This window comes from Shewanella sp. S1-58-MNA-CIBAN-0166 (assembly GCF_040310085.1).
GTDB lineage: Bacteria > Pseudomonadota > Gammaproteobacteria > Enterobacterales > Shewanellaceae > Shewanella.
On sequence record NZ_JBEOPN010000009.1, the window covers coordinates 28,787 to 42,901 of the forward strand.

The 14,115-nt window shown below is 37.7% G+C and carries 15 protein-coding genes and 1 pseudogene; 13 read left to right on the forward strand and 3 right to left on the reverse strand.

Annotated elements, in window-relative coordinates; all coding sequences use genetic code 11:
* Nucleotides 1-93: 93 nt before the first annotated feature.
* From AAEY99_RS07510 to AAEY99_RS07530, 5 genes and pseudogenes are all read left to right on the forward strand, one after another.
* Nucleotides 94-375: pseudogene (locus AAEY99_RS07510) on the forward strand (DUF2306 domain-containing protein); the annotation flags it as partial.
* 126 nt (nt 376-501) lie between these two features.
* The gene (locus tag AAEY99_RS07515; protein ID WP_192115471.1) at nt 502-900 is read left to right on the forward strand and encodes a hypothetical protein; all 399 of its coding nucleotides are present in this window, start codon (nt 502-504) and stop codon (nt 898-900) included.
* A gap of 98 nt (nt 901-998) precedes the next feature.
* The gene (locus tag AAEY99_RS07520; RefSeq protein WP_243756244.1) at nt 999-2,348 is read left to right on the forward strand and encodes a M24 family metallopeptidase; all 1,350 of its coding nucleotides are present in this window, start codon (nt 999-1,001) and stop codon (nt 2,346-2,348) included.
* 199 nt (nt 2,349-2,547) lie between these two features.
* Nucleotides 2,548-2,964: a hypothetical protein gene (locus AAEY99_RS07525; protein WP_101086113.1), complete on the forward strand. Its 417-nt coding sequence runs from the start codon at nt 2,548-2,550 to the stop codon at nt 2,962-2,964.
* A 178-nt stretch (nt 2,965-3,142) separates the two neighbouring features.
* On the forward strand, nt 3,143-3,907 hold the full coding sequence (locus AAEY99_RS07530; protein ID WP_351009876.1) for a lysozyme inhibitor LprI family protein: 765 nt from the start codon (nt 3,143-3,145) through the stop codon (nt 3,905-3,907).
* 93 nt (nt 3,908-4,000) lie between these two features.
* Here AAEY99_RS07530 and AAEY99_RS07535 read toward each other — a convergent pair whose 3' ends face one another.
* Nucleotides 4,001-4,252, reverse strand: a complete 252-nt coding sequence (locus tag AAEY99_RS07535; protein WP_182744217.1) for a hypothetical protein — start codon at nt 4,250-4,252, stop codon at nt 4,001-4,003.
* A gap of 413 nt (nt 4,253-4,665) precedes the next feature.
* On the opposite strand from AAEY99_RS07535, the gene AAEY99_RS07540 reads away from it, so the two are divergent.
* Entirely contained in the window at nt 4,666-5,316 is a 651-nt protein-coding gene (locus tag AAEY99_RS07540) for a class I SAM-dependent methyltransferase (protein WP_242445107.1), read from the forward strand.
* Between the two features lie 163 nt (nt 5,317-5,479).
* Here the strand turns inward: AAEY99_RS07540 and AAEY99_RS07545 are convergent, their stop codons facing one another.
* A complete protein-coding gene (locus tag AAEY99_RS07545; protein ID WP_101086110.1) occupies nt 5,480-5,857 on the reverse strand; it encodes a hypothetical protein in 378 nt (125 codons plus the stop codon).
* Nucleotides 5,858-6,595: 738 nt separating this feature from the next.
* Between AAEY99_RS07545 and AAEY99_RS07550 the strand changes: the two genes are divergently transcribed.
* From AAEY99_RS07550 to AAEY99_RS07580, 7 genes are all read left to right on the forward strand, one after another.
* Nucleotides 6,596-6,850, forward strand: a complete 255-nt coding sequence (locus AAEY99_RS07550) for a hypothetical protein (RefSeq protein ID WP_351009879.1) — start codon at nt 6,596-6,598, stop codon at nt 6,848-6,850.
* The gene (locus AAEY99_RS07555) at nt 6,843-7,145 is read left to right on the forward strand and encodes a hypothetical protein (protein WP_351009880.1); all 303 of its coding nucleotides are present in this window, start codon (nt 6,843-6,845) and stop codon (nt 7,143-7,145) included. The genes AAEY99_RS07550 and AAEY99_RS07555 overlap by 8 nt, the downstream gene beginning before the upstream one ends.
* Nucleotides 7,146-7,718: 573 nt before the next feature.
* The gene (locus AAEY99_RS07560; protein WP_101086109.1) at nt 7,719-7,967 is read left to right on the forward strand and encodes a hypothetical protein; all 249 of its coding nucleotides are present in this window, start codon (nt 7,719-7,721) and stop codon (nt 7,965-7,967) included.
* Between the two features lie 24 nt (nt 7,968-7,991).
* Nucleotides 7,992-8,489 carry a hypothetical protein gene (locus AAEY99_RS07565; protein WP_351009883.1) on the forward strand — a complete coding sequence of 166 codons (498 nt, stop codon included), beginning with the start codon at nt 7,992-7,994 and terminating at the stop codon, nt 8,487-8,489.
* Between the two features lie 457 nt (nt 8,490-8,946).
* Nucleotides 8,947-10,497: a methyl-accepting chemotaxis protein gene (locus AAEY99_RS07570; RefSeq protein WP_351009885.1), complete on the forward strand. Its 1,551-nt coding sequence runs from the start codon at nt 8,947-8,949 to the stop codon at nt 10,495-10,497.
* Between the two features lie 836 nt (nt 10,498-11,333).
* Complete coding sequence (locus tag AAEY99_RS07575) at nt 11,334-11,585, forward strand: superinfection immunity protein (RefSeq protein ID WP_101086105.1); 252 nt, start codon at nt 11,334-11,336, stop codon at nt 11,583-11,585.
* Between the two features lie 531 nt (nt 11,586-12,116).
* Nucleotides 12,117-12,914, forward strand: coding sequence for a hypothetical protein (locus tag AAEY99_RS07580; RefSeq protein ID WP_182744220.1), 798 nt, complete (start codon nt 12,117-12,119; stop codon nt 12,912-12,914).
* A 196-nt stretch (nt 12,915-13,110) separates the two neighbouring features.
* On the opposite strand, the gene AAEY99_RS07585 is transcribed toward AAEY99_RS07580, so the two are convergent.
* Nucleotides 13,111-14,004 (reverse strand): hypothetical protein, encoded by an 894-nt coding sequence (locus AAEY99_RS07585; RefSeq protein WP_351009887.1) that lies wholly within the window; start codon nt 14,002-14,004, stop codon nt 13,111-13,113.
* Between the last annotated feature and the right edge of the window lie 111 nt (nt 14,005-14,115).

Sequence of the window (14,115 nt, forward strand, 5' to 3'; positions counted from 1 at the left end):
GATTAATCACTATGCCAAAACACATCTTCTAAGTATAACCTAGAAAAGTAAGCTTACATGCCATACACGCGCATCTAATTTGTTTTATGTCTCTTTACTGTAAGTAGGGCATTTGTGCAAATCAAGAAAGGTAACGTAAATGCACATCGCTATTGGATGATAATAAACTACTCTTTAACTTGTTCAGCAATTACCCTTAGATTGTATCTACCATCATTTTCGTGGTTATTTAATGTAGACTTTATAACGTCTTATATTGCAATTTCTTGGGTTGCCTGGGTTCCAAATGTATTAGTAGCACAATTATATTTACTAAAAACCAAACGTGTTAATTATGCCGTTCAACGTCCTATTGATAATACATTAAGTACATAGAGCAAAGTGTAAACCGCTCCTAAACCCAACCAATAAGCCAGAAATAGCTTGATTAATTTGGTTAATCAGCTTGGTTAACCACCAGCCCCCTTGGGGCACTTATTGCAAGTCGGACGTGAGAAACTTATGAAGCAAAATAGTGCTATTAAAATTGCCTTTTGGCGAGGCGTGCTAATTGCTCCGCTTGCAGTACTGCCTGCAACACTTATTTGGGCTTTAATTGCCGTGGTTAATCAATTTACTGTTCAAAACTTAATTGATGCGATTTTTAATGTAATATTTATCAGTTTGTGGGGCATTTGCGTTGCTTATGTTATTACCGCGACATATGGCAGCTTAGCCTGGTATGCGCTTTGGCGTTATAACGTGCTGTCGTTGGGCTCATTATTATTGGCAGTTGTTATTCCTTGTGCGATAACGGCGATCATTACGACCGATATTTTGTTTTCGTTAATGGTCACATATTATTCATTAGCCGTGGCATTTTCGTTTTGGTTTGTTGGTATTCGAAATATTAAAGAGTGATAACGGCATCGTATGTTTTCGGTTTTGGGACGATGTGAAAATTAATATCAAAATCGTACATCTGTTTTACGCCTTATGGCAGATAAAAGGAGTTTATTTTGCGCTTGATTCATTGGATTTACTTAACAATTGTTATAGTTTCAACTTTTTCGGCAAGTTCATCTGCCACAGTTGCAGTTGAGATATTGCCTATGCGCGACAGAGCTGAGTTTATTGACCGCATACTGGCTAAGCGGGTAGAGCTATTATTACCCAAGTTGATGAATGAACATAAGCTCGATATGTGGGTAATCATTAGTCGTGAATACAATGAAGACCCTGTTATTAAAACGCTATTACCTGCTACATGGATATCTGCTCGCCGCACAACAATACTGGTATTTGCTCGTAAAGGTGACGGCAGTGTTGATGCTTATGCAATCGCGCCTTATAACGTTGGTAATGTTTTCGAAAAAGCGTGGGATAAATCAAAACAACCCAATCAATGGTTGGCTCTTAATGAGTTAATTGAAAGCTATCAACCCAATACCATAGGTGTTAATCAATCGGAACATTGGGCTCACGCCGATGGACTAGTCGCAACAGATAAAGAAAATTTGTTAGCGCATTTACCCGAAAAATATAAAACAAAAATAGTTTCAGCTGAACTCGTCGCCGTAGGATGGTTGGAGCAACGAATACCTGAAGAAATTGCCGTTTATAAAGATATCGTAAAATTGGCTCATGCAATTATTGCTGAAGCATTTTCTAACCAAGTCATTATCCCTGGGGAAACAACGACTGATGATGTGGTTTGGTGGCTACGAGAGCGTATCGTTGAGCTCAAGTTACAAACTTGGTTTCATCCAAGTGTATCAATTCAGCGTAGTGATGATGTTGCCTTAGCACGCGAGTCGAGTGTTACCCATGACAATGATAAGCAAATTATTTTACCGGGCGATCTACTGCATGTTGATTTTGGCATAACCTATTTACGTTTAAATACGGATACGCAGCAGCATGCTTATGTACTCAAGCCAGGCGAAAGCGAAGCACCACAATATTTACAACAGGCGCTGTTATCAGGCAATAAACTACAAGATGTATTTACCGGACAATTTGCTGAAGGTCTTACTGGTAACCAAGTATTAAAACGCTCTCGTGAACGTGCAATTTTACAAGGATTAACGCCCACAATTTATACTCACCCGCTGGGTTATCATGGCCATGCCGCAGGTACGACACTGGGAATGTGGGATTCGCAAGACGGGGTTCCTGGTGATGGTGACTACCCATTACACCTCAATACGGCCTATTCAATTGAGCTTAACAATGCCGTTTATATTGAGCCGTGGAAAAAAGAAATCAGAATTATGCTAGAAGAAGATGCCATTTTTGACGGATCGGGTGTGTGGTATTTAAATGGCAGACAAACAGCTTTTTTACTGATTAAATCTCAGTCTCGCTGAGCTTTATAGATTAAAACTTGTTTGGGAAAAATAGTTATTCTTTTATACAGCAATGGTGCGCGAGTGTTGGGGGCAAGGTCTCCTGTTAGGTGTATTCAACGAACCAAGTTACTCATTCTTTAGGTTCTATTTCGTTCCACATTTTAGTACGTTATGATTCATCGCTTAAAACAGCGTAAAGCAAACAAGGAAGTTGTATATGTCAGGAAGCAAAGTCTACTCACCCGTTCAAGCTAGTCTAGGCGCATTTTTAGGAGGGCCAATAGCTTCAGTTTTTTTCATAAAACAGAACTTTGTCGTCTTGAATGATGATGAAGCCGTTAAAAAAACGAATCGCTATGGTGCTTTGGTTATTACTTTTTTCATCTCAATTTTGCCTTTTTTGCCAGAAAACTTTCCAAATATGATCATTCCTATAATCACGATTATTTCTACGAGACTGTTAGTTGAAAAGTTTCAATTTACAAAAGAAGTCATCTCCAATAACGATGATTTAGATTTTCATTCTAACTGGCGAGTACTTTTTGTCAGCTTGATAAGTCTGGTTGTTTTTATGATTATTGGCGTTAGCCTGCTGTTGGCGTTAGATTTTTTTGGTGTTGAAAGTCTGCTGTAAACTTCACGACTTCACGTCTTTACTATGGGTAATTTTTTGAAAATGAAGTCAGCTTTCAAAGATAGTGATGTCAGGTTTTATTTTTTTAATAAAAACAAAAATTGAGCAAATGAACTTAATCTACGCTATTTCGAACTAGCATGATTTAATTTTGGTCAAACATTAACAAGGAACTCAGTTGAGAAAAATCATTTATATCTTAGGATTGATATCCGTATTTTCAGTGCAAGGTGCCAGTTTTGATTGCTCGCTGGCCAGAAGCGCGATAGAAAAGAACATATGTGCTAACCCTGATATTTCAAAGGCAGATGAGGCGTTAGCAACGCTTTATAGCAATATTAAAAGCCAAGCTAAATATGTTAATGATTTAATTAATGGTCAGCGTGCTTGGTTAACACAACGAAATGCATGTGAGACTGATGTTTGTATTTTAGATAAATACCAATCTAGAGCGTTGGCGTTAAATGCTTGGCCTGAAACAGAGGCTAAAAAAGATAAAGCGCTAGAAAACTGTACCGATCGTCCTGAGTGTTGGCCAGAAGGCAGCGCTATGCATACTGGTTTGACATTAGTTAACAGTTTGAACAAGGCATCTGCTCAATTGAAAATAAAGCATGATGAGCTCATCGCTCTGTTGTCTGATGCCCCTAATTATGATGGTGAAAAACAGCCTGACTCTCGTGTTATCTCGGCTTTAACCGCACAGCAACTGTCCTGGAGTACTTATAGATCTGACGAATGTGAATTAATTGGTTCGCTGACCGGAGCGGGTGGCTCATGGCCATCGACTTATGCTAATCGTTGTGAGGTCAATTTGACTGAAGAACGTTTGCGCCGCGTTAATTCATCTATTAAGTGTATTAACAAAATACCTTTAGAAGATCGTTGGACGGAACAGTCTCGTTGTTTACAGCAACTTGCACCGTTAGCCAATAAAGTGTAGATAATTAACGTAAACTAGGGCTGCTAAGTACCTATTAAACAAGTTATTAGCTTCCTTAGTTATTTGGCCTGCATTTCTCGTTATAGGATGTCATTATTTAAAGGTAACTTTGCCTCCCACCATTTTAAAGGCTGGTGCGCCTCTCACTAAGGTATCTCGAGCAAATACTTGGCCGCATTCAGGGCATGTGCAAGGAACCTTGGTGTTGTCTTCGACAATACGCTCCTTAAAGCATTTGATTAAGGCGCCTTTACCTCCCTTACGATACTTAAACAATGGTGCTTTACACTTAGCGCAGAAAACATCGACGGTGCGCGAAGGACCTTTCTTGTTGGGTTGGGCCATGTATCGTTTACTCTAAAGTCTGTAAAGTGCTTTAGCCTATTGTAATGAAAAGTGCCGGGTTAGGCTAAAGTTAGCGATGCCTTTTATCATCCGGCCCTCTTGCTATTGGTATACGCTGTTATCCGTTAATGTTACTGACCAAGAAAGAGCTTAAGACTCTTTTAATGCTTATCTTTATGACTGGCTGTTTAATATTAATCAGCCTATTGGCACTCAAAAGTGCTTGGAGTGCCAACCATATGAAGATCGTGATTAAGGTTAAATTGACGAAACTGCTAATATAGATACATATAGAGTCATATAAAACAGCAAATAGACGATGGCGGTTAGATTAGGCTGTAATCATAATCGTAAATTAACACCCAATGCTTGCAGATGTTAGCCATGGTTTATATTGAGCTTTCGGAATGCAAATGTTAATTATTACAGAGGATTTACCTTTGAGTTTTTATGAAAACAACATTCTTCCACACATTATAAATTGTGCTTGTTCTTCAAGTGTCATCATGGAGCTTAGGCAGAAAGTTGTGCCTTTAGCTTATGGCAATGTTTTAGAGATTGGTATGGGCTCTGCTGTTAATATGGTTTTGTATAATCCTATGAACGTTAATATGATATGGGGCCTTGAACCTTCTCCTGGGATGCGTAAAAAAGCGCGGAAAAATTTAGCGAAATCGCCTATTCAGGTTGAATGGCTAAGTCTCCCTAGTGAACAGATTCCTTTAGATGATCAATGTGTTGACTCAGTTGTGTTAACTTATACTCTTTGCACTATTGCTGATTGGCGTGCCGCTATGCAGCAAATACATAGAGTGTTGAAGCCTGATGGCAAAATATTTTTCTGTGAGCATGGAGAAGCACCTGACGATTCAATTAAAAAATGGCAACATCGTTTAAATCGCTTATGGGGTAACGCTTTTGGTGGCTGTAATTTGAATAGACCTATGATTGACAATATACAAAGCAGCGGCTTTAGTATCGATTGGTTTGAAAGTGATTATATAAAGGGAGTGCCAAAGTTTGCATCGTATATTAGCTGTGGTGTGGCGACTAAAAAGACCTAACAAGAGAGTGGGGATATAAGGTGATTTAAACTGGTCACTTTAATTTCAGTACTTAGTTTTGTTATCCTAGTCGAGATGATGAGCATAATGATCTAGATTAAGATAATAGGCGGGAACTGAGCAGTGCTATTTTGGTCTAGAATTTAGTCGTTTTTATTTCGTGTCATTGAGGTGAATTAGTCGTTTTAATCGTTAATCTCTCTTGATTAGATAACCGAATTTGAATCCCATCGACTGTGGTAATCCGCTGAGCTTCAATATCTTTTTTACGCACCTTGTAACTGTTTGTCATCGCTTCAATAGGTGATGTAATTGTAACTTCAACGACGGTATTATCGTCATACCAACTCCAGCCCCAATAGCCTGCAGAGGCTAACATCGACACCGCAATCATAGTGTAAATAATTACTCGACTAAGAAGGGGTGATTTTTGTGCATCTGCCATATCTGCGATGCGATTAACTTTATGCCCTCGTCCACGGCGCAAGTAGACAATAGCGCCAAGGATTACCAATATTGTCACTAGAATTTTTGTTAGCACGTCATCTTCCACCAATTAATAATTAACCACAATTATACAGTTTATTGAATAATTTAACGTTATCTAGCACACATCAATCGTGCTAATTAATATTGATTACTCAGTTGTAAATATAGCCACATAGGGACACTTCCGACGAGGATAATATCGTGATCGTTTATTAAGCTGTGATGACCACTCTAAATGACAATAGCTTAAGTCTTCAATTTATTACTATGCCTCACAGCCTAGGATGAAAGCTGCAATGGTAACAAATAACCCGTCAAAAAATGGGTTTAATTTACTTGCCTGACGAGGAACATCGATGCATTAAAGTGAGTTGATTCACCAGCAAGACTCATACAATACTCCTTAAAAAGAGTTGTAATGTCACAACAACATTAGCGAGTTAGATAGGTTATCTAATGGTACGAAAAAACATTCCCGCTCTTGTCTTGGTAACTGCAAGTAATGAGTTAATTAAAAGAGTCGACCAAATCAACTCATTATTAAGCGGATGATTGATACCGCTAATAATGAGAACTTGGCAATATTTTTATATACGGATTAATTCATCTATTTTCCTGTTGTAAGGAGGATTGATTTAACCAATGTATGCTGGTAAGTTATTAAAAATATTAATAATTAAACACGTGTTACTATTGCGCAGTTAAATGTGTTCCGGGTATTTACCGAAACTCTGACTCTTTTCACAAATACGCTGTCATAGATAAACTTATTAACTCAACGGAGTGATAGATGAAGTTGTTCAAATTGGCTTTAATTTTTGTAGCGGCCATATATTTATCTGGATGCGCATCTGGTGCAAAAATGAAAAATATGACGTTTCAGGGTGAACAAAAATCCTACTTTGATGTATTAAATGACAACATAGAGCTATCAAATGTCTCTGGTGGTCAAAAAACAAATCCACTGTGGACATCAGAAATTAGCAGTGAAGCCTTTTCTGGTGCTGTCAGGGGAAGCCTGCAAGCACAGGGGATTATTGTCTGATGATGGTAGATATAAACTGGTTGTGAATATGCTTAAAGTGGATCAACCTATTTTTGGGTTAGATTTTGAAGTTACTACTCATGTTCAATATTTACTGACCGATTCGGCAACCCAATCCATTGTGTTTGACGAAACCATCATTGCACCGCACACAGCAACATTTAAGGATGCCTTTGTTGCGGTAAAAAGGCTTAGATTAGCCAATGAAGGTGCTGGAAGAAAAAACATTGAAGCACTACTTGATAAATTATCTGCGTTACAGATAGATAAGAATGAGGTATCACTAGTAGAGTAAAAAATGCATGGCCTCAAGCTTATTGCTTAGTCTGCTGTAAATTTTAGCTGACTTATTCGGTAGGCTTTTGTTTACTAGGCTCGCAGTTATTTTTTAAAGTGTTAGATTGATATAAGCATCCCCCAAATCACCTAGCCAGAAATTAGTCGAGCAATAGCTATCTAATTTCTAGTTTGGTTATATTTTTTTATTACCAGTTGGATACAATCCCCATATTATTCTGAAACAACTATTGATGGTTATTTTTATTTTCATGAGTAACTTTTACATAGTAAAAAGTAATAATTTGTAAAAACTACAAAATAATTATATTAAAATATTTCATTTTTTATCATAAAATATAAATGTTATATTTATCAGTTGTTTATTTTTTTGTTGCTTCGGTTTAAATGTGGCATGCCTTTCGCTTTATTAAAATAGAGTCGCTAATATTTAGGCATGTTTTTTTATTAATGTTATATAAATTGACCCAATCTATTTATCGTAATAGTGTGTTAATTGGACAGTTTTTATTGCCCCTATTTATTTCAGCGTAATATCACTCTATAAATTTTGTATTTAAGGAGATTAGAAATGGCTACAACAAAGGCAAAAAATCAAGATCCACAACAGAAAATTGAAGATGCTTATCACTTAGCTGAAGAAGCGACTTCAGAGGCTGTTCATTCCTTGAAAGATAAAGCGAAAGAATCATTGGGTGAAGGCACTGAAAAAGTTAAATCGGCAACAGCTCAAACTGAAAATCTTATTAAGGAACACCCTTTATTAAGTGTCGGGTGTGCTTTTTTAGCGGGATGGGCGATTTCGAAACTTATAAAATAGCAAAGCGGCCGGAGGGGTTTTATTATGGAAAACACTGAGAAAGTGTACAGTAAAGATAAAATCTCCGATGGCACGCAGACCGATCCTCACGTTAACTCAGATGAGATGGACGTAAACTCCGATGACGTAAACGTTGAAGAAATTAAAGATATTTTTAATAAGGCATCGAAATTAGCTCAAGAGGTTGGACAGTGGTCAGAGTCTACAGTCCAACTTTTCTTTATGGAAATATTACGAAATGTTGCCGCAGCAAAACAGTTTCTTGTTTGCCAGCTTTTATTTATTCCATTGTTAGTTCTCTTTATCTTCAGTTTATGTGTTTGCTCTGGGATCGTGATCTACAGCCTCACTCACAGCATATTTATTGGCTTAGGGGTATTTCTACTCACAATGATGTTGGTTTTAGTTGGCTTGCTGTATTGGCAAAAACGGCTTATTCGTTTTTTTGGCTTCAAAGACACTGTCTCCCAATTAAAGGAGGGTATCGATGTCATCTCTAAAGCATCTAAATCATTCGATTAAGTTAACACGTGTGCAGGGGAAAGACTCTGTTAGGCAGTGCGAGTTAACGCTTAATTTATTACTCCATTCTGTCAAAAAGCAGACTCGAAAGCATCCTTTTGGGGTCACAGTTGGTGTCACCATCGCCACGATTGTCTTTGCTCGGTATAGGAAAAGTATTAAATCTCTTTATCCTATTGCTTCTCTAAGCTTTAATTATGCGAAACAACATCGCAATTCAAATCCTCAAGAATAAAAACCAATCAATCATGATGATAGCCATTTTCTTGCCCATTATATGATCGAGTCAATACTTTGAACTGTTGTGAGTCTGGATAACTGTCAGTGTGACCAATCGCAAATATTTCAAAGATGTTAATTATTTACTGATTAAAGTCGTGAGTCATCACATACAAATAATGCTGATTGTTTAATAATCAGCTTAATTATTTAACTCAATGACGTTTAATATATCAACATGACCACAAAAGATATCATCGATGAAGAAGTCACTTATCCGTCGGATTATATGATCCTTTCAACAACCGATTTAGACAGTATTATTACTCATGTTAACGATGACTTTATGACGGTTAGTGGTTATAAAGAAGATGAGCTAATTAATAAACCCCACAATATAGTACGCCACCCAGATATGCCTAAAGCTGCATTTAGTGACCTATGGGACACCATAAAGCAAGGGGAAAGCTGGATGGGATTGGTGAAGAATCGCTGCAAGAATGGTCAGTATTATTGGGTTAACGCTTATGTGACCCCGATTAAACGTAACGGTATTATTTGCGAGTATCAGTCGGTAAGAACTCAGCCTGAAGCAGAGCTGACTGAACGTGCTCAAGCCTGTTACGATGCAATTAATGCTGGTAAAGCTGCTAAGCCTAAGCTTGGCGCCAGTATTATTACCAAACTTTTTTTCGCTTGGTTGCTATCTGTTGGGTTGTTGATGTCCTTGCCTTACTCAAGTGGTTTTTTCACCGTCGTCGCATTTATTGTTGCCATTATCTGTTTTTGTCGGCCGCTTTATGTTCTTAAACAGCGTTTTAGTAACATATTGATATTAAGTGAAACAATACATAATAATCCACTAAATCAATTTGTTTATACAGGTTATACCGATGAGCTTTCTCACATCGAATTAAGTCTACGGATGCAAAAAGCTGAAACGCTGGCGGTGGTTGGACGTATAAAAGACAGTGGTGAGGAATTACAGCAAGGTTTAGAAGAGCATCAACAACAAAATCAAGCCAATCAAAATCAGTTAGTTACGCAATCACAAAACCTTGAGCAAGTTGTCACAGCCATCGGCCAAATGAGCTCGTCTGTTACTGATATAGCTAAAAATACGACAAATTCAACCACAGAAATTCATAACTTAGTTGAACAAATAGAGTCAACTAAGGTGGCATTAGCCAGCAGTCAAATCGCGACTACGGAAATTAATAACTTATTGGAAGAATCTCGTATTGCTATTTCTTCGCTGAATAAGCAATGTCAAAATGTAAACCAAGTTGTCGAGGTGATCGAGAGTATTGCACAGCAAACAAACTTGCTTTCGCTCAATGCCGCCATTGAAGCCGCTAGGGCTGGAGAGGCTGGTAGAGGGTTTGCTGTGGTCGCGGATGAAGTGCGTAACTTGGCCAGTCGCTCGGCAACTTCTGCTCATGAAATACACGCTATTATAAATTCACTTAGTCGTACAACTGCAGAAGCCGTTGCACAGATGGAGCAAAGCCATTTGTTAATAGATAAGAGTATTGATTCTAGTCAAATACTCGAGAAAAGCCTGGTTTCGGTTAGTGAAGTGATGAGTATTATCGAAAGTAATGGCGAGCAGATTTCAGTGGCGGCAGAAGAGCAAGCTGCTGTTGTTAATCAAATTTATAACAACGCGATGATACTACAAGATGGCATTAATCAATTTGAACAAAATTGTCATAATGCAGCAATACATAGCCAAGAAATTAGTGGTCAGGGTATACGTCAAACAGAGTTGGTAAATCAATTTAATTAGATTGTAATATCACAAATTGTGAGGTGATGACTTCGGTATAATTGAGGTAATTTTACTTTGTTGACTCTGCTGAGCATCTTGCTGCCAAAACAAATTAACCAACTTACCAACTTACCAACCAACTAACCAACTAACCAACTAACCCAGGGTGAGGTTGTGAACGTTTTTTATACAGATTAAGTATGTTTTTAGAACTATATTTGTTCAGTACGTTATCACTTCATGAATGATTGGAAGTGATTAAGTATTGAAATTATTTATAGTGTTCAAAAAACGCACACTCATGCGGTTACCCTGCCAACTAACCAACTAACCAACTAAACAACCCACCCACTAACCAATCAATCAACAACATCAATACACTGTACATCGCGAATGTTCATATTAATGGCTTAAATAAGTGCTGTTTATCAACTGTGTTAGCTTGTGTGCTACAGCCTTCTTTGTATGCCGTTATCGTATTCTTTTGCCGAGTATCGCTTTGGGTGTATGGTTTTTTCTTTGATGGTTAATAAAGATTAAAGCTAGATATTATATTTAAATCAGCTGGTTAAGTGGTTTGTAATGGTCGGTGTCCGAATAAGCCATGAGTACTAAACAGGCGTAGTGGACGTAAGCCATAGTTTAATTAGTACAAGTGACATCGGCATGAGAAGTGTCTACTAGACTAGCGGCCAGCACAGAAACGGCAATAATAGTGTCAATAATGTTTCAACTAAAAATGATGATTTGTGTAAATAAGGCATTTTTTATAATACGATGACTTTTAGCTTGTTATTTAGGCTTTATGTTTTAGTATAATCCGTTGCACTTATCAATTAGGGAGAACGTAATAAATGGAATTTATAAATGAAATAGTCGCAAATGAGAATTATACTTTTTTAGTGGTGTTAGTTATTGGGGGGCTGACTCTTTGGTTTCTTCCTGCTATTTTGGCATTATTTTTTAATCGAAAACACTTTAAATATATTCTGTTAGCGTGTATCCCTGCAGGGTTTTCTTTTATTGCGTGGGGCGGCGTTATAGTGTGGGCTACCACGGGTAAAGTTATTGGTAAATACGCTAATAAAGTTAACGCTGAAAGTTAACTTCTATCAATAATATACACTCACCATAAACCATAAAAATCATTATATGCACTTATTTTTCGCTCACTTTGTGATGCTTTTAAGTGCCGGTTTTTGGCGTCAGTTTTCGGTATAAAATGCAAAAGGATATTACATGAAATACTTATCAATTGTCATCATCGCACTCTTACTTGGTTGTTCTTAAAAAGATTTTAGTGCTCAGGTTAACGATTAGTTCATCGAGAAAGTTATTGGTGGCGAATACTCACGTAATGGCGCTCAATGCAAAACCATAAAAAATCAATGTCCTGAAGGACAATACGAAGAGTGGATTCAAAAGAGCGGTGAAAAAGCGTGTGCGTGCAATAGCTTGTAGCATTCAATTGCTTTGAGTAAGGGGTAAAAACTAAAAAACTTGATAATAGTTAGCATAATACTGGCGATTTTTATCGATAGTTAAGCTGGTTATTAACTGTGTTGGAAATCCTTTGTTTCATGTTAATTATCAAAGGATAACGTCAGTTATATCTGGATATACAGGGAAGTAATACGATGAAAAAAATGATAACGGTTGTGACATTATTGGTGCTAGGTGTGTGTTTGAATGTTCAAGCGAATGACAGATATAAGCCTACATCTAATTTGTCATTGTTACGTTCATTAGACCGTGGCTATATGATTATTGGCACTACACATACAAACGATGTTAATGATCTTCAACTTGTCGATATAGAACGCCTTTTTAACGAGCTTAATCCCACTTTAGTGTTGTTAGAAGGTGGTTATTGGCCTGATAAAATGTCTAAAGCTGAAGCGATTAAGTGCTGTGGTGAAATGGGTTTTTTACAGTTTTTAGCTAAGCAGCATCATGTCAAAGTAACAACTTGGGAAGGCGATAGCCTAAGTGAAGCTAAATTTGTGTTAGAGAAGTTTGATGATGAAAGCCTAAAGGTATTTTATTTATTAAGACAAGCACCACAGTTGCTCAGTAATGTTAGTCTTGCCGACGCGAAAAGTAAGATGTCTAATCTGCTCGGACAATCTGGTTTTCCTGCAACAGAATATCACCTAAATGTTAAGCCAGATTCAATTGCTGAGTTAGACATTATGTTATCAACCATGGTGGGGAAATCTGTATCGTGGGTTGAGTTTTCATCGGCAACTATTTTTGACCAACAACTCAGCACCTCTGAATTTACGACGCTTAAAGCGATTAAAGATCGTGTAAATGAGTTTAGGGATAATAGCGCCATTAACAAGGTGAAAGCCGCGATCGATAATAATGAACGAGTCATGTTTGTGGCTGGTGGGCTTCATTTTATGCCTGTCATGAATGCACTCATGCAATAGCTTAGTGCTCATAGCTGTTTATTCATTTATATTTTATTGATAAAGATAGATTGGCCATGTGTGGCATCTTAGGTCCTAGTCAGGGATCATCATAAGGAAAGGGCTTTGGGTATTGTATTTGCGGTATTAGCGGCTTATTTATCATTGACTAGGATAGTGATGCCAGATGTTGATATGACCATGCCAATTCAGTAACTCATTTTACGGCGTTGACTCTTTTGCGAATCGCTTCTGTTAATTGTTTTTTGACTTGGTCTTCGCCACAAAATGTTGCAAATCCTAGTCCCCATCCATGAGGATTCACTTGAGTTGCCAATTCAACCACCCGGTAACAATAATCGCCCTGTTTTACTATTCTGTTAGGGTCTAGCCTATGGTTAAAGGTATGCGGTTGGCTGATATCAATTTCTGCTGCTAACTCTATAAAATCAAGGTTAGGGTCCATTTCACTCATAGTGCCAGTGGGTTTGTTTTGTAATGCAGTTTGAGAACCTACGAGTGTGTCTAATGCTGCAATATTATTTTGCTGTATAAAATGGCTAGTGGCTTGTTGTATTGACGCTAATGATGGCGCGGACTTGTTGATGTCAGTGGTCGTGTTTGGTTTTATTTGGATCGGAAGTACATTATTTTTTTTGGTTATTACAGGTGGTTGTATGTTGTTGGGCTTATTGTTTGATGGCATCACTTTATCGAGGGTCTTGTCTTCATCTAAGAAGATTGGTGTCTCTTTCGCGTTTATAGACGTCGATTGGCTAACATCAACATTCGTATCAATAATGGGCGGAAAATTCTTTATGTTTTGGGCACTTTCTATGTCATAAAGCTTGGGTGGCAAACTTGTTTGGGTTATTGATTGGTATTGCGTTGAAGTCATGAGATAGCTTTTTATTGCGGTGGGCGAAGGCTTAACCACTAAAGCTGACACTCGATGCGTCGTGTCTTGGTACCAAAACGTAATCAACACATAAATCAATAAAACATGGATGATGAATGCCGTGAGTACAGGCTTAAGCCAATATGCTTCTTTAGAGGAGTGTGTTGAAGATCGAGAGTGATGTGGCTCCCAGCCAACCGTTATTACTTCCATTTATATCAATCACTTTATCATCGCAGTATTATCAGTCCTTTTTTGATTGTTAACAGAAGGTAAAGTTCATTAATTGATGTGGATAAATTTATCTTGCTTGAGCAAAAGACA